Origin of the sequence: Actinoplanes sp. URMC 104, from assembly GCF_051386375.1 — a bacterium.
In the GTDB taxonomy this organism is placed as follows: domain Bacteria; phylum Actinomycetota; class Actinomycetes; order Mycobacteriales; family Micromonosporaceae; genus Actinoplanes.
Genome location: NZ_JBPQTO010000002.1, coordinates 1,599,578 through 1,614,660, shown reverse-complemented (window position 1 = coordinate 1,614,660; position 15,083 = coordinate 1,599,578). Strand labels below are relative to the sequence as shown.

At 71.9% G+C, this 15,083-nt stretch carries 20 protein-coding genes; 6 read left to right on the top strand and 14 right to left on the bottom strand.

All coding sequences use genetic code 11. The features are described from left to right. Positions 1-102: 102 nt before the first annotated feature. From ACSNN8_RS08495 to ACSNN8_RS08475, 5 genes are all read right to left on the bottom strand, one after another. Positions 103-741 (bottom strand): hypothetical protein, encoded by a 639-nt coding sequence (locus ACSNN8_RS08495; RefSeq protein ID WP_436648086.1) that lies wholly within the window; start codon positions 739-741, stop codon positions 103-105. Between the two features lie 460 nt (positions 742-1,201). Next, positions 1,202-1,921, bottom strand: a complete 720-nt coding sequence (locus ACSNN8_RS08490) for a hypothetical protein (protein ID WP_436648085.1) — start codon at positions 1,919-1,921, stop codon at positions 1,202-1,204. Then, positions 1,918-2,397 carry a hypothetical protein gene (locus ACSNN8_RS08485; protein ID WP_436648084.1) on the bottom strand — a complete coding sequence of 160 codons (480 nt, stop codon included), beginning with the start codon at positions 2,395-2,397 and terminating at the stop codon, positions 1,918-1,920. The genes ACSNN8_RS08490 and ACSNN8_RS08485 overlap by 4 nt, the downstream gene beginning before the upstream one ends. Before the next feature lie 70 nt (positions 2,398-2,467). Continuing rightward, the gene (locus ACSNN8_RS08480; protein WP_436648083.1) at positions 2,468-2,959 is read right to left on the bottom strand and encodes a hypothetical protein; all 492 of its coding nucleotides are present in this window, start codon (positions 2,957-2,959) and stop codon (positions 2,468-2,470) included. Positions 2,960-3,405: 446 nt separating this feature from the next. Then, positions 3,406-3,798 (bottom strand): RidA family protein, encoded by a 393-nt coding sequence (locus tag ACSNN8_RS08475; RefSeq protein WP_436648082.1) that lies wholly within the window; start codon positions 3,796-3,798, stop codon positions 3,406-3,408. Between the two features lie 30 nt (positions 3,799-3,828). Between ACSNN8_RS08475 and ACSNN8_RS08470 the strand changes: the two genes are divergently transcribed. Beyond that, entirely contained in the window at positions 3,829-4,557 is a 729-nt protein-coding gene (locus ACSNN8_RS08470; protein WP_436648081.1) for a class I SAM-dependent methyltransferase, read from the top strand. A 1-nt stretch (position 4,558) separates the two neighbouring features. Here the strand turns inward: ACSNN8_RS08470 and ACSNN8_RS08465 are convergent, their stop codons facing one another. The 7 genes from ACSNN8_RS08465 to ACSNN8_RS08435 all read right to left on the bottom strand — a co-directional run bounded on the left by ACSNN8_RS08465 (position 4,559) and on the right by ACSNN8_RS08435 (position 9,117). Continuing rightward, the gene (locus ACSNN8_RS08465) at positions 4,559-5,266 is read right to left on the bottom strand and encodes a carbon-nitrogen hydrolase family protein (protein WP_436648080.1); all 708 of its coding nucleotides are present in this window, start codon (positions 5,264-5,266) and stop codon (positions 4,559-4,561) included. A 28-nt stretch (positions 5,267-5,294) separates the two neighbouring features. Beyond that, positions 5,295-6,023, bottom strand: a complete 729-nt coding sequence (locus ACSNN8_RS08460) for a class I SAM-dependent methyltransferase (protein ID WP_436648079.1) — start codon at positions 6,021-6,023, stop codon at positions 5,295-5,297. Between the two features lie 85 nt (positions 6,024-6,108). Beyond that, on the bottom strand, positions 6,109-6,489 hold the full coding sequence (locus ACSNN8_RS08455) for an SRPBCC family protein (protein WP_436648078.1): 381 nt from the start codon (positions 6,487-6,489) through the stop codon (positions 6,109-6,111). Beyond that, a complete protein-coding gene (locus tag ACSNN8_RS08450) occupies positions 6,486-6,800 on the bottom strand; it encodes an ArsR/SmtB family transcription factor (RefSeq protein ID WP_436648077.1) in 315 nt (104 codons plus the stop codon). Before ACSNN8_RS08450 ends, ACSNN8_RS08455 begins: the two co-directional genes overlap by 4 nt. Positions 6,801-6,832: 32 nt before the next feature. Continuing rightward, entirely contained in the window at positions 6,833-7,867 is a 1,035-nt protein-coding gene (locus tag ACSNN8_RS08445) for a MerR family transcriptional regulator (protein WP_436649475.1), read from the bottom strand. Positions 7,868-7,913: 46 nt separating this feature from the next. Further along, complete coding sequence (locus ACSNN8_RS08440) at positions 7,914-8,414, bottom strand: DUF6624 domain-containing protein (protein ID WP_436648076.1); 501 nt, start codon at positions 8,412-8,414, stop codon at positions 7,914-7,916. A 106-nt stretch (positions 8,415-8,520) separates the two neighbouring features. After that, a complete protein-coding gene (locus ACSNN8_RS08435; RefSeq protein WP_436648075.1) occupies positions 8,521-9,117 on the bottom strand; it encodes a LysE/ArgO family amino acid transporter in 597 nt (198 codons plus the stop codon). A 68-nt stretch (positions 9,118-9,185) separates the two neighbouring features. Between ACSNN8_RS08435 and ACSNN8_RS08430 the strand changes: the two genes are divergently transcribed. Beyond that, positions 9,186-9,986, top strand: a complete 801-nt coding sequence (locus ACSNN8_RS08430) for a LysR family transcriptional regulator ArgP (RefSeq protein WP_436649473.1) — start codon at positions 9,186-9,188, stop codon at positions 9,984-9,986. On the opposite strand, the gene dapD is transcribed toward ACSNN8_RS08430, so the two are convergent. Then, complete coding sequence (gene dapD / locus ACSNN8_RS08425) at positions 9,983-10,930, bottom strand: 2,3,4,5-tetrahydropyridine-2,6-dicarboxylate N-succinyltransferase (RefSeq protein ID WP_436648074.1); 948 nt, start codon at positions 10,928-10,930, stop codon at positions 9,983-9,985. The genes ACSNN8_RS08430 and dapD overlap by 4 nt on opposite strands. A 65-nt stretch (positions 10,931-10,995) precedes the next feature. On the opposite strand from dapD, the gene dapE reads away from it, so the two are divergent. Beyond that, positions 10,996-12,066, top strand: coding sequence for a succinyl-diaminopimelate desuccinylase (dapE, locus tag ACSNN8_RS08420; RefSeq protein WP_436648073.1), 1,071 nt, complete (start codon positions 10,996-10,998; stop codon positions 12,064-12,066). Here dapE and ACSNN8_RS08415 read toward each other — a convergent pair. Next, positions 12,063-12,272: a hypothetical protein gene (locus ACSNN8_RS08415; RefSeq protein ID WP_436648072.1), complete on the bottom strand. Its 210-nt coding sequence runs from the start codon at positions 12,270-12,272 to the stop codon at positions 12,063-12,065. The genes dapE and ACSNN8_RS08415 overlap by 4 nt on opposite strands. A 178-nt stretch (positions 12,273-12,450) precedes the next feature. On the opposite strand from ACSNN8_RS08415, the gene ACSNN8_RS08410 reads away from it, so the two are divergent. The 3 genes from ACSNN8_RS08410 (at position 12,451) to ACSNN8_RS08400 (ending at position 15,065) form a co-directional block, all read left to right on the top strand. Then, positions 12,451-13,230 (top strand): TIGR00730 family Rossman fold protein, encoded by a 780-nt coding sequence (locus ACSNN8_RS08410; RefSeq protein ID WP_436648071.1) that lies wholly within the window; start codon positions 12,451-12,453, stop codon positions 13,228-13,230. Position 13,231: 1 nt separating this feature from the next. After that, complete coding sequence (locus ACSNN8_RS08405; protein WP_436648070.1) at positions 13,232-13,783, top strand: TIGR00730 family Rossman fold protein; 552 nt, start codon at positions 13,232-13,234, stop codon at positions 13,781-13,783. A 259-nt stretch (positions 13,784-14,042) separates the two neighbouring features. Beyond that, on the top strand, positions 14,043-15,065 hold the full coding sequence (locus ACSNN8_RS08400; RefSeq protein WP_436648069.1) for a LacI family DNA-binding transcriptional regulator: 1,023 nt from the start codon (positions 14,043-14,045) through the stop codon (positions 15,063-15,065). Positions 15,066-15,083 lie beyond the last annotated feature (18 nt).

Sequence of the window (15,083 nt, the reverse complement as noted above, 5' to 3'; positions counted from 1 at the left end):
CGTCGAAATGGCGTTGTACCACCAGTTCAGCTTGGCCTCGGGCATGCCAGCCCGAGACTACGCCTCGGGAAAGGGGGCAAATCGGGTTGTCCACAGGTCCGATCAGCTACTTTCCTGGCGCACGCCGAAGACGCGCACCGGGACGGTGAAGGTCGCGTGCTCGCACGCAGCCTTGGCGTCCGGTCGCATGGTCAGCCCGCCCGGCACGTTGAAGGCGCCGATCGTGTTGCGGTCGACCTCCCACACGACTTCGAACTGCTGCCGACTGAGCCGTACGCCCGTGGGAGCGCAACCGGCCCGGGCGTGCTCGGGGTTGGCGACGATCCGCCCGTCCCCGACCACTGACGTGATCTTGATCGGGAAGCTGTTGTCGTTGGTGACGGTCACGACCAGGTCGCCCGTCGTGCCGCGCGTCAGCGAGTTGTTCAGGTCGGACCGCGCCCGCAGGGCCAGCTCGATCGGCGGGCCGTCGGCGGGCTGCGCCACCTCGGTGTCGCTGATGCGCCAGTAGACCCAGGCCGCGCCCGCGTTCACGACGACGGCGAGCACCGCGGCCACGCCGAGGATCATCCGGGTACGCCGGTCCAACCGGCGCTTGCGGCCCGCCGCCTCGGGGCTGCGGACCTCCCAGGTGGGCTCCTCGTGATCGGACGGCGCGAGCTCGATGTGCATGTCGGCGATCTGGTCGCCGGCTCGGCTGCCGGCCTCCCGCGTTCGCGTCGGGACCTCACGCCGCATCATGGCCGCGCCTCCGTCGTGCACGGGGCAGCCCGTCGGGTCGGCATACGCATGCGGCACTTTCTCCTCGGCGACTGGTGGGGACTCTTCCCTCATAACGGTCGCCGACGTTGCCTGGTCGTGTGATCGGGATTCCGTCCGCGGTTCTGCGCGCGTAAATCGCACAGGTGCGACTGTCCGGCTTAATCCCAAAGGGGGAAAGGTCCGACGATTTCGCGTCCGGGCATCGAACGGCTTCGCCGAGGAGGTCTCATTCGCTCGGCCGCGCTGGTCTAACACGGCCGGCCTTTCTCGCCGCGCGTAAGCCGCGGGCGCCGGTGAGGCGTTACCCGCGTCCGGAGCGGGGCCGACGATTCCGTACGAAGCATGAAGGTCACCATCCGCCGAAAGTCCGTGCCATTTGCGAGACGTACCGGTCGAGCCCGCGGCGTGGGACCTCGCCGCGGGCTCGACCTTTCCCCACCTACTTGGAAATGTCCGCGGGAGCCGAACTGCTGGCGGGCAGTCCGGCCTCGCTCGCCGGCTCCTGCTCCCCGGGCGCGGACGCGGGCGGGGACGCACTGTCGTTCTCGGCGGGCGGCGGCAAAACCGGCGGCGTCGTGGTGGGCACGGCGGCCGGCTTGCTGGTGGTCGCCTCGGGGACCGGAGTCGTCGGTCCGGTGGCCGGGGCGGTGGGTGCCGTGGCCTTGGCGGCCGGCGAGGGTGCTGCGGTCTCCGCGGGGGCTTCGACCAGGACGGCGGCGGGCGCGGCGTCGAACTCGAGCGCCTTGCTGAGGCCGCTCTCGGCGCCCTTCCACGAGGCGAAGCGCGGTGTGACCGTCCACTTCCACTTGCCGCCCGCGACCTCGGCGGCGCCGAAGACGGCCGACTCGCTGACGGCGCCGGTGGCGGCGACGTCCCGGATGATGGCGGGCTTGGGCGCGACGCCCTGGCTGTATGCGATGACGACGTAACGGTCCATCTTCACGCCGGGCGCGATCTCTTGCGCGCTCCAGCTGACGACGGCCGTGCCCGACTGCGCTGCGACGCTGGGCTTGGTCCCCTTCGGCATGGTGGCGGCCTTCATGGTGACCTTGACCGTGCTGGCGGGAACGGTCCAGTCGGCGTAGGCAACGTACGTCCCGGCGCCGCCGGCGACCGCCAGCACGGTGCCGACCACGGCGTAGCGGCACATGCGCCTCATCGGGTGCCCTCCCGGAAGCCGACGCCGGAGAGCGCGATGGTGAAGCGGACGCCGGCGCACTTGGTGGGCGCCTCCATCGGCATGGTGATCGGAAGCGTGCCCGGAAGAGTCACCCGCCCATACGCCGCGATGGTGAGAGGCAACTTGCCGCTGTACGCCTTCACCTGCAGGTTCCCGGTGGAACATGCCCGCTTGGAGGAGGCGACGACTCTGCCGCTCAGGCTCTTCAAGCGCAGCGGATAGCGGGACGGGTTCACCACGGTCGTCCGCATCTGCTTGACCGCCCCCGGATAGACGCCGCGGACGGTTCTGCCCTCGATGGCGAACTCCACCGATCCGTCGCCCCGCTCGCGTCCGACCATGACCATGGGCTCGTCGTCAGCAATCCCGGACGAGTCCGATGCTCCGGCTGTGATGGCCAGGACGCCGCCGCTGATCAGCACCGCCGTGGCGATAGTGGGCCACCAGATCTTCATCAGCCGTCTCCGGGAGGGAAGGGAAAGCGGGGTGGGACGACAGTCGTTCCACCCCGCCGGGGGCGCAGGATCAGGCGGCGCTGGTGCCGGTGAAGGTGTAGGCGAAGCTGATCTCCTTGCCGGCGCACGCCTCGGGCAGGTCGCCGACCGTGAGGTCCGCGCCGACCTCGGCGGATCCGCCCTTGCCCGGAACCTTGGGCGCCGCGCCCTTGGGCTTGAGGTCTTCGATCAGCTTGGTGGCGGATGCCAGGCCCGTCGCGCAGCTCTTCTTGTCATCGTCGTTCTTCACCGTGGGAGCGCCCGGCTTGAACGACGAGAAATCGACGACGACCGGGAAGTCGTTCGGGTTCGTGAACGTCAGCGAGATCGTCGTCTTAGCTCCGGGGAAGACCTTGTCGCCAACCGAAGCGGACCCCTTCAGGTCCTGGATCGTCGAAGCCGTAGCGCTGCCCGTTCCAGAGCCCTTGACACCCCAGCCTGCGGCGAACGCCGCCGCGCCGGAGCCGATCGCGACAACGGCAACGCCGGTGATGATGGCGGAACGCTTGGTCATCTTGCGCATCTGAGGGTCCTCCAGGAAGGGCCGCGACTTATCGCGGTAGTGCTCGGAATTGGTGTGGCCGGGGCTCGATGGCGTTCCGGCGCTGCGACAAAGATGACCGATGTCGTTAATGGAAGCGATAGTGCTTCCGCCCGTCGTATCGAGAACGACAAGTCAACCGGTTCCCGACGACCGGCTTAACCCGCAAGGCTGACCGATGCGTGAAGGCTTGAGTGACCGGCCCGCCGTGACGATCGTCGATCATGACGCTGTGCTGCATCAATGGAGTGCTATCACCCGGGAGCCCGGCGCCCAACCGGCAAAAGCTCCCACGGCGGCCGTGCCCCCCAAGTTAGGGGGCGAAATGCGAGCCCCGATCGCGATGCGCGTCGCGTTTTCCACTAACGAGTTAAGCGAATTTCCGCCCGGCTCACCTGAAAGAGGCTTACCGACGACGCTTCTGTCGGCTAGCGCGCGGGCAGGACGGCGACGGCCTCGATCTCGACGCGGAAGTCGGGGCTCACCAGGCCGGCGACCTGAACCAGCGAGCTCGCCGGCGGCCGGGTCACGTCGAGGAACTCGTCGCGCGCGGTCCGGAACGCCGGCAGGTCGGCGAGATCGGTGAGGAAGACCGTCAGCTTGGCCACATCGGACATGGCGGCGCCGGCCGCGGCCAGTGCGGCGGCGATGTTCCGGAACACCTGCCGGGTCTGCTCCAGCGCGTCGCCCGCGCCGACCAGCTTGCCGTCGGAGTCGAGCGGCACCTGCCCGGACACCAGCACCGTCGTGCCGGTGAAGGACACCGCGTGGCTGTAGCCGTTGGTGGGCGGCGAGCCGGCCGGTCGCAAATGGTGCTGCACGGGCCGACTCTAGCCGTTACGGTCGGGCGCATGGTGCGGGTCTTCGGCGAGGTGGCCGACCTCTACGACGAGGTCCGGCCGGGCTACTCCGACGAGGTGCGCCAGGCGATCGGGGACTACGCGGGCACGCCGTCGAGCATCGTGGAGCTGGGCGCCGGCACGGGCAAGGGCACCGAGCTGCTGCTGGCCTTCGGCCGGCCGCTCACCGCGATCGAGCCCGACCCGCGCATGGCGGCCGTGCTGCGGGCCAAGTTCCCGCAGGTCGAGGTGCTCGAGACGACGTTCGAGCAGTGGCGCCCGCCGGCCGTGAAGCCGGATCTGATCGGCTGTGCGATGGCGTGGCACTGGATGCCGGCCGAGTCGCGCAACGCCAAGGCGTACGAGGCCCTGGAGAACGGCGGCACGCTCGCGCTGTTCCAGCACAAGTACGGCTATGCCGACCCGGCGCAGGAGCAGGCGATCACCGACGTGCTCACCAGGGTCGACCCGTGCGTGGTCGGCCGGGCGGACCATTGGGTACGCGACGACGTGCTCGCCGCCGGCCTGTGGTCGGGGGTCGTCGAGCGCACGCTCACCTCGTACCCGGTCTTCTCGACGCGACGCTATCTGCAGCTGCTCCGGACGTTCTCGCCGTTCCTGCGCCACTCGGCCGAGGACCAGCGGCGCGCGCTCGACGGCTGCGCCGCGGCCATCGACGGCTTCGGCGGGTCGATCACGCTGGCGCTCCGGACGAGCCTCGTGCTGGCCCGCAAGGCGTGAGTCAGACGCGGGCGAGCCGCTCGGCGGAGAGCGTGGCCCGCGCGATCTCGCCGGCTCCGCGCCCGGCCCGCGCCTGCACGGTCCCGTCCGGCGCCCAGATGCCCGAGCGGCCCGCGCTGTCGGGGTAGGCGGGGCTGGTCGCGCCCGCGCACGAGGAGATCGCCGCCCAGACGCCGTACGTCGTGCTGACCCGGCGCGCCCGCTCGGCGAGCACCCCGTCGGCGTCGGGGCCCTCGGCCACCCCGGCCACGTACGCGTCGATGCCCAGCGCCGCCGTGGCCGCCGCGTGCTCCTCGATGCCCGAGTCGCGGCAGATCGCCAGGCCGAGACGCCACCCGTCCACCTCGACGACCGCGGGCGCCGGGCCCGGCTGGAAGCGCGCCTCGGTGTGGTGCGGGTGCTGCTTGCGGTAGACGACCCGGGCGCCGTCCCCGTCCACCAGCAGCGTCGCGATGTGCGGGCCGGCGATCGGGGCGCCCGCCAGCGCGATCGTGTCGGTGGCCGCGCACGCGTCGATCAGCGGCCGCAGCCGCGGGTCGTCCGGCGACAGCAGCGGCGCGTCCATGTCGTACCCGGTCAGGGACAGCTCCGGGAAGACGACCAGCCGGGCCCCGGCGGCGCGCACGGTGGCCGCGTGCCGGGTGGCGTTCGCGGCGACGTCGAACAGGTGGACGTGCGGTTGGGCGACGGCGATGACCAGCGGGCGCATGGGCGGATCTCTTTCGGGGGGAGGAGTTTTACCGGCGTACTGCTTCGACGAGGAACCGGTGGGCGGTGACGGTGAAACCGCCGTGCAGGCGGATGAACGTGTCGAGCCGGTCCAGGGGCTCCTGGTAGAGCCGCGGCGTGAAGTCCCGGATCTGCCACGGCAGGTCGCGAAGCTGGCGCACGACCGAGCCGACGTCGGTGAAGGTGACCGACGGGTGCTCCTCGCGCACGTCGGTCACCTCGAGGCCGGCGGCGGTCAGCGCGGCGACCGCCACCCCGGCGTTCCAGGGCTGGCGGTGGGCCGGTGGCGCCCCCAGCGCCACGTTGAGCCCGGCCAGGTCGTCGCTGCCGACCTGCTGGGTCAGCAGCACCCCGTCGCGGCGCAGCAGCCGCACGAGGTCGGCGGCGGGGAGCCGGCCGTGGCGGCTGAGCACCACGTCGAACTCGTCCTCGCCGCCGGGCAGCTCGGTGAGCACCGGCACCCCGAGCGGCGCCAGCCGGTCGCGGGCGACGGGGGTGTTGCGCGCCCAGCTCTCCACCGCGACGGTGTGCGGCGGCAGCGGCGCCAGCTCGGCGAGCAGCTCGCCGTTGCCGGTGTCGAGGTCGAGCAGCGAGGACGCGCGGCGCAGCAGGGCCCGGGCCAGGCCGGGGTACGACCACGAGGGCTCGGAGCCGACGTCACGCCCGTCCAGCCAGGCGAACTCCCAGGCGGTGGCGCGCTCGCCGGCCGACTCCTCGTACTGCTGCCCGATGCGCACCAGACGACGGTAACCAAGCCGCCCGGGGGTGCAGCACCCGGTGTGACACGGCTCAAGCGTGATCGTGTGAACCCGCCGTGAATTGTTACGCGGCCGCGACCTCGGCCCGGCGCAGCAGCCCCGGCCAGCCGCGGCCCATGCCCTCCAGCGCGGTGGATCCCGGCTCGAAGCCGTCGTGCACCAGGAACAGCCGGGTGCCGGCGCCCTCGGGCTCGAGCCGCCAGGTGATCGTCGTGTCGAGCACGCCCTCGGCGAACGTGTAGCGCAGCAGCTTCTCAGGCTCGACCTCGAGCACCTCGCACTGCTGCTCACCCCACGAGCCCATGTCGAGGGTGAAGCGGTGCCCCACCTCGGGCCGGATGTCGCCGGCCGCCCACCACTTCGCGTGCAGGCCGGGCTCGGTCAGCACCCGCCACACCGCGGCCGGCGGCCGGGCGATGAACTGGTCGCATTCGATGGCGCTCACAGGTCTTCTCCTTCGACGACGTCGCGCAGGGCGGTGAGGCGCCCGCGCCAGTACCGCTCGAACGGATGCAGCCAGTCGTCCACCTCGGCCAGCGGCTCGGCGGCCAGGTGGTAGTAGCGGTGGCGGCCGCGCGGCTCCTCGGTGACCAGCCGCGCATGACGCAGCACGGCCAGGTGTTCCGAGACGGCCGGGCGGCTCAGCGCGAACCGCCCGGCCAGCTCACCCGCGGGCAGGGGGCCGTCGCGCAACGCCTCGAGCAACCGGCGGCGCACCGGGTTGGCCAGTGCGCCGAACACATCCACGTCGGGCATGCGCCCATGATGCGTCGGAAATCTCCGACACGTCAAGCGCGTACGGGCATGAGGATCGAGAAGCGGGAGTCGTCGCCCGGAACGCGGACCGCCAGCGGCTTGATCGGGCCGTCGAGCTCCAGCACGAGCTGCCCGGCCGCTCCGGCGTCCAGGGCCTGCAGCAGGAACTCCCGGTTCACGGCCAGGTGGGTGTCGCTCCAGTCGGCCTCGGGCACCGGGCGCACGCCGCCGGACGGGTCGAAGGCCAGAACCGCGACCTCGTACGCCGTGCCCTCGTGCTCGCGCGTCGCGACCGGCGCGGAGGCCAGCGAGGACCGCAGCGCGGCGGTGTCGACCGTGACCCGCGTGCTGGGCGCCGGCAGCGCGTCGAGCAGCCGCCGGTGGTCCGGGTACTCCAGCTCCAGCGGCTTGGCCTCGATCGCGGCGGGCTCCGCGCGTACGCGACCCGGTGCGAGGTCGAGCACCGCGCGGCCGCCGGTGAGCAGCGGGCGCAGCTCGTCGACGAAGCCGAGCGGCAGCACCGAGCGGATCGGCGGCCCCTCGACCTCGGCGGCCGCCGTCGCCACCGCCATCCGGAACCGGTCGGTCGCCACCAGCGTGACCGCGCCGTCGGTCACGTCGAGCAGCACGCATTGCAGCATCGGCAGCGCGGGGTCGCCGCCCGCCGCGAAGCGGACGGCGTCGAGCGTCGGGGCCAGGGCGGCCGCGGGCAGGGTGATCCGGGTCATGAGCTTCTCCTGGAGGTCGAGCAGGGAATGGATGCGCAAGAGCTCACGCTTGGCGTCGGCCAGCCCGTCCTCGAGCCTTCGCCGATGCGCGTCCAGCCGCCGCCGTACGGCCGACGGCTCGTCCAGCTCGCGCACCGCCGCGGCGATCTCGGCCACCGGCAGGCCGACTCGGCGCAGGCCGGCGATCAGCCGCGCGGCCCGCAGCTGGTCGTCGCCGTAGCGCCGGTAGCCGGTCGCCGGGTCCACCTCGGCCGGCACGAGCACGCCCGCGCCGTCGTAGAACCGCAGCGCGCTCACGCTGAGCCCGCTGGCCCGCGCCACCTCGCCGATGCTGCGCATGTCTGTTCGCACCCCGCCGACCCTGCCCCCTCGACCTGCTGGAGGGTCAAGCCTGCCCGTGCCTGGCGATGTGCACCAGGTACGGGTCGAGCCCCACCTCCGCGCGCCGCTCGTCCATGCGGTCCGGGTCCTCGCACGGCCACGGGACGGGAGCGCCGTCGGCGACCCCGGCGATCTGGGTGCCGTAGATCTGCGGCCGGCCCTCGTTGACGAGCACCCGGTCGCGCAGCATGGCGAGGTGCTGCGGCTCCCCCTCGCCCGCCGCCACGGCCTCGGTCATCAGCGCGAGCGCCCGCCGTTGCACGTCGAGCTGCTGGTCGGCGTGCTGCGCCACCAGCCACGCCCGGCGGGCCGCCTCCGCGCCGACCGCCGTGACCGTCGGCCATCCGTGCCTGTCCAGGATCTCGGCCAGCCGATCGCCGTTGCGCACGGTGACGCGTCGGTGCGCGAGCCGCCCCGCGGGATCGTCCCCGAGGGCCCCGCCCTGCAGCCGGCGGTCCTCGTCGGTCATCTCGATCAGTTCCTGCGCCAGGGTGTCGTGGGTCATGGCGTCGACGGTAGGACGGTCGTCGCGCGCGTCGGCGTGGTGCCGCTAACCAATAGATGACCGTCAATCAACGAGAATTGATGAGGGGCCGAAGCGTGCCGACGCGTCAGGCGAGCAGCAGCGAGGCGGCCACGCCGAGCATCACCACGGCGATCAGGCCGTCGAGCACACGCCAGGCGGCGGGCCGGGCCAGCAGCGGCGCGAGCCGGTGGGCGCCGGCGCCGAGGGCGGTGAACCAGACCACGCTGGCCGCGGCGGCGCCCGCGCCGAACAGCCAGCGGTGGGCGTGCTGCTGGGCGACCGAGCCGAGCAGCAGCACGGTGTCGAGGTAGACGTGCGGGTTCAGGTACGTCAGCGCCAGGCAGGTCAGCAGGGTGGCGCGCAGCGTCGCAGGAGCGCGGTCGGCGGCCTGCAGGGCCGCCGGCCGCAGGGCTCGGCGGGCGGCCAGGACGGCGTACGTGAGAAGGAACGCGGCCCCCACCCACTTGATCACCGTGACCGCGGACGGGCGGGCGGTGACCACGGCCCCCAGCCCGCCGATGCCGGCCAGGATCAGCACCAGGTCGGAGAGCGCGCAGACCAGCACGACCGCGAGCACGTGCTCGCGGCGCAGGCCCTGCCGCAGAACGAAGGCGTTCTGGGCGCCGATGGCGATGATGAGCACGGCGGACGCGGCGAAGCCGGCGACGACGGAGGTGAGCACGCCTTGACGCTAGAGCGAGCCGGACCCGTACTCAAACTAAAGATTTTGAAGTTGCATTAGTATCGCTAATCGTGGACTTCAGCCAGCTGGCGACGTTCCAGGCGGTCATCGACACCGGCAGCTTCGAGGCGGCGGCGCGCGAGCTGCACGTCACGCCGTCGGCGGTGAGCCAGCGGATCAAGGCGCTCGAGCGCTCGGTCGGTCAGGTGCTGGTCCGCCGCGCGAAGCCGTGCGTGGCTACGCCCGCGGGGGAGGCGCTGGTGCGCTTCGCCGGGCAGGTGGCGCTGCTCGAACGGGAGGCGCTCGCCCAGGCGCGCGACGGCACCCGGATCTCGATCGTCGTGAACGCCGACTCGCTGCACACCTGGTTCCTGCCCGCGCTGGCCGCCGTGCCCGGGCCGGCGTACGAGCTGCACACCGACGACGAGCACTACACGGCCGACCTGCTGCGGTCCGGCACGGCGATGGCCGCGGTGACGGCCGACAACGCGGTGGTGCAGGGCTGCCGGATCGAGCGGCTCGGCTCGATGCGCTACCTCGCCTGCGGGCGGCCCGGCGTGACGGCGGCCGTGCTCTACAACCGCAAGGACGAGCTGCAGCACCGCTTCTCGGGCGGCGAGATCGGCGAGGCCCACTACGTGCCGTCGGCCTCGGCGTACCTCGAGGCGATCCGGCTCGGCCTCGGCTGGGGGATGGTGCAGGAGTGGATCGCGCGCGAGGACATCGCGGCGGGCCGCTACAAGCAGCTGCACCCGGACAGGCATCTAGACGTGCCGCTCTACTGGCAGTACTGGCGGATCGGCTCGGCGGTGCTGGAGGAGCTGACCGCCGCGGTCAAGGCGGCGGCCGCTCCCTACCTCGAGCCTTAGTCGTTCGCGTGCAGCGCCGCGTTGAGCTCGATGCCGGTGCCCTTGCGCGGCCTGGCCTCGAGCGCGCCGGTCACCGAGTTGCGCCAGAACAGCAGCCCGTCGACGCCGGAGAGCTCGCGCGCCTTGACCACCTTGCCGTCCGGCAGCGTGATCTTGGAGCCCGCGGTGATGTAGACGCCCGCCTCGACCACGCAGTCGTCGCCCAGCGAGATGCCGATGCCCGCGTTCGCGCCGATCAGGCTGCGCTCGCCGATGCGCACCCTGTCCCTGCCGCCGCCCGACAGCGTGCCCATGATGGACGACCCGCCGCCGATGTCGGAGCCGTCGCCCACCACGACGCCCTGCACGATGCGGCCCTCGACCATCGACGTGCCCAGCGTGCCGGCGTTGAAGTTCGCGAAGCCCTCGTGCATGACCGTGGTGCCCGAGGCCAGGTGCGCGCCCAGGCGCACCCGGTCGGCGTCGGCGATCCGTACGCCCGAGGGCACCACGTAGTCGGTCATGCGCGGGAACTTGTCGACGCCGAAGACGGCCAGGTGACCGCCCGCGGCGCGCTCGAGGAAGCGCAGCTCGTCGACCCGATCGGGCGGGCACGGGCCGGCCGAGGTCCACGCCACGTTCGCCAGCGCGCCGAAGATGCCGTCGAGGTTGATCGAGTTCGGCACGACGAAGCGGTGCGAGAGCAGGTGCAGCCGCAGGTACGCGTCGGCGGCGTCCTTGATCGGATCGGCCAGCGAGGAGATCGCCGTACGCACCTCGACCGTCGACAGGCCGGGCAGCGCCCGCGGCCCGGTCAGCCCGGCCGGCAGCACCGGCGCCCCGGCCGGGAGCTCGCCGAGGCCGAGGAAGCCGTCCGGGTACCAGGTGTCGAGCACCTGTCCCTCGGCGGTGACGGTGGCGAGGCCGATGCCCCAGGCGGGGGAGGTCGAGAGCGCAGTGTCCACGTGCCGAAGACTACTAAAGCGCGAGCTGCGGAGATGATTCACGTCCGGCCGGTATCGTGCGCGTCATGGCCAACCCGCTGACCCCGGACGTGCTGGTCGACCCCGTGGAGCTCACCCGTGCTCTCGTCGACGTCGAGTCCGTCTCCCGCAACGAGCAGACGCTCGCCGACCATGTCGAACAGGTGCTGCGCGACGCCTCCCACCTGAGCGTGGACCGGCTCGGCAACACCGTCATGGCTCGTACGGATCTGGGGCGCGACCAGCGGGTGGTGCTCGCCGGGCACCTCGACACGGTGCCGATCAACGACAACTTCCCGTCCACCGTCGTCGACGACCTCATCTACGGCTGCGGCACGGCGGACATGAAGAGCGGCGTGGCCCTCGCGCTGCATCTGGCCGCGACGCTGCCCGACCCGCGTTACGACCTCACGTTCCTGTTCTACGAGGCCGAGGAGATCGAGTCCAAGTACAACGGGCTCACGCTGGTCGCCGAGCAGCACCCGGAGTGGCTGGTCGCGGACTTCGCGGTGTTGCTCGAACCGACGTACGGCGTGGTGGAGGCCGGCTGCCAGGGCACGTTGCGCGTCCTGGTGCGCACCAAGGGCCGGCGGGCGCACACGGCGCGGGCCTGGCGGGGGGTCAACGCGATCCACGCGGCGGGTGAGGTGTTGCGGCGGCTCGCGGACTACCGGTCGCGCACGGTGACGATCGACGGTTGCACGTACCGTGAGGGACTCAGCGCCGTACGGATCAACGGCGGCGTGGCGGGCAACGTCGTGCCCGACGAGTGCGTCGTCGAGGTCAACTTCCGCTTCGCGCCCGACCGGAACGAGACGCAGGCCCTCGAACACGTCCGCGAGGTGCTGGAGGGCTTCGACATGGAGCTCACCGATTCGGCGCCGGGCGCGATGCCGGGGCTGTCCGCGGCGCCCGCCCGCGAGTTCCTCGCCGCCGTCGGGGCGGAGCCCGCCGCCAAGCTGGGCTGGACCGACGTGGCCCGGTTCGCGGCGCAGGGGATCCCGGCGCTCAACTACGGGCCCGGCGACCCGCTGCTGGCGCACGCCCCCGACGAGCACGTCGAGATCGGCAAGATCCGCGACGGCGCCGCGACGCTGCACCGATGGCTGGCGCTCTAGAGGGCGGGCCGCACCGCCACCCGGCCGATCGCGCGGACCGGCCGCACCGCCGACGGGGGAATCTCCACGGTGGCCTCGGGATCGACCGCCGCCCCGCTGTCGGCTTGCGGTCGCATGCCGAACGCCATGCGGCGCTCCTCGACCACCAGCCGGATGCGCCGCTGCATGCGGCGCTGCATCTTCATGCGCTCGTATCGGGTCGTCACGGTGGCTCCTTAAGCCCGCCGAGCCCCGGCCTGGGCCGAGATCTGGTAACTGAACAGACGCTCGAGAGCTACCGTCCGTTGCTTCAATCTGGCAAAAAGGTCGGCGACCCGCAATCCTCTTACCGAAACCCACCCGGTTGTTCACCGGGTTACCGACCGTGCGCACTACCTTTTAGGCATGACGGACAGCACCAACGGACGACGCGGCGGTGCCCCCGAGCGGCATAGGGGCGCGGTGACGCTGCGGCGAGAGTCGATCCCGCCGAGCACGGCCGACGAGAAACTGCTCGACTCGCACCACCGGCGGGAGTGGAAGACCAAGGACGCGTGGCGGGCTCTGCGCATCCTCTCCGAGTTCGTCGAGGGCTTCGACACCCTGGCCGACCTGCCGCCCGCGGTGAGCGTCTTCGGGTCGGCGCGCAGCCACCCCGACAGCCCCGAGTGCGAGATGGCCGCGGCTCTGGGCGCCGCGCTGGCCGAGGCCGGCTACGCGGTCATCACCGGCGGCGGCCCGGGCGTGATGGAGGCCGCCAACCGCGGCGCCACCGAGGCCGGCGGCATGTCGGTGGGGCTGGGCATCGAGCTGCCCTTCGAGCAGGGCCTCAACGACTGGGTCGACATCGGCATCGACTTCCGCTACTTCTTCGTGCGCAAGACCATGTTCGTCAAGTACGCCCAGGCGTTCGTGGTGCTGCCCGGCGGCTACGGCACGCTCGACGAGCTGTTCGAGGCGATCACGCTGGTGCAGACCAAGAAGGTGACGCGCTTCCCGGTCATCCTGATGGGCACGGCGTACTGGTCCCCGATGATCGACTGGCTCAAGGGGACACTGCTGGCCGACGGCAAGATCGACGACGGCGACCTCGAACTCATCCAGCTCACCGACGACGTGGACGAGGCCGTGCAGATCATCGTGGACGCCGACGCCGCGCTCGCCGAGGCCCAGGGAAACCGGTGACGTGGCCGCCATCTGCGTGTTCTGCGCCAGCTCCAGCACCCTCGAACAGAAGTGGCTCGACCTGGCCGCCCGCACCGGCGCGGAGCTCGCCGCCCGCGGGCACAGCCTGGTCTCGGGCGGCGGCTGCGTCGGCATGATGGGCGCGGTGGCCGACGGCTGCCGCTCCGGCGGCGGGCACACCCTCGGCGTGATCCCGCAGACGCTGGTCGACCTCGAGGTGGCCGACCTCGCCTCCGACGAGCTGATCGTCACCGGCGACATGGGCGCCCGCAAGAACATCATGATCGAGCGCTCCGACGCGTTCATCACGCTGCCCGGCGGGCTCGGCACCCTCGACGAGCTGTTCGAGGTGTGGACCACCGCCACCCTCAACCTGCACGACAAGCCGATCGTGCTGCTGGACCCCGACGGCTTCTACGACGGGCTGCTCGCCTGGCTCGACCAGCTCGCCGACACGGCCTTCGTGCGTACGGCCGCCCTCGAACGGGTGATCGTGGCCAAGTCGATCGGATCGGCGCTGGACGCCATCGAGGAACGGGTCGCCGCGCGCTGAATGTCACGCCGGGTGGGTGTCACCACACCCACCCGGCGTGACCAGGGGCCCCGACGGGCCCGCCGGGTCGCACGGGGGCGCGCCGGGCGCGCTCTCACCGAGACACGCCGGTGCGCTCCGGCCGGCCGTCCGGCGGCGTCGCGCCCGCCGGGGCACGCGATCCAGCCGACATTGCGCTCGTGGATCGCCGTGCGTCAATTGAGCAACTGCGAACTATGCGCATGGTGCTCGATCGGGGGTCCGTGGAACACTGCGAGACATGCCCCCGCAACGGGCGACACTCCTTCAGGTCGCACAGCGGGCCGGCGTGTCCCGCAGCACGGCCTCCTTCGTCCTGGCAGGACGCCACGTGGACATGAGGATCTCCGAAGACGCCCGGCAACGGGTGCTCCGGGCGGCCCAGGAGCTGGACTACCGGCCCAACCTCATGGCGCGGAGCCTGCGTACCAAGGTCACGCGCACGATCGCGCTGATCTCGGACACGCTCGCCTCCGACCCGTACGCGGGAAAGGCCATCCACGGCAGCCTGGCCGCGGCCGTCGCGCACGGGCACCTGCTGTTCATCGGCGAGACCGAGGGCGACCCGGTCGTCGAGGACAAGCTGATCTCCGACTTCCTCGACCGGCAGGTCGACGCGTTCGTCTACGCCAGCATGTTCACCCGCTACGTGCGGGTGCCCAAGCAGCTGCGGGGGCATCCGGTGGTGCTGCTCAACTGCCTGAGCCGCACCGCCAAGCCGGCGCAGCACCAGATCGTCCCCGACGAGCTGGCGGCGGGGTGGAGCGCCGCGGCCACGCTGACCGAGTCGGGCCACCGCGCCGGCATCCACCTGGTCGGCAGGCCGGACGAGCAGGTGTTCGCGGGGCGCGAGCGGCTGGCCGGCATCCGCGAGGGGCTCGCCGCCGCGGGCACCCGGCTGGCCGGCACGATCGAGTGCGACTGGTGGCCCGACTCGGCGTACGAGGCGGTGAGCCGCGCCCTGGCCGAGGGGCTTGCCCCGCAGGCGCTGATCTGCCTCAACGACCGCATAGCGCTCGGCGCCTACCAGGCCCTGCGCGCGGCGGACCGGGTCATTCCGGACGACGTGTCGGTCGTCTCGTTCGACGACTCCGACCTCGCGGCGTGGCTGCGGCCGCAGCTCACCAGCATCGCGCTGCCGCACTACCAGCTCGGCTGGCAGGCGGTCGGGAAGCTGCTCGGCCCGCCGTCCGACCCCGCGGTGCTGCGCGTGCCCATGCCGGTGCGCCGACGCGCGTCGGTCGGCAAACCGCCTGTTCGATAACGTCGTACCCCCGTGGTT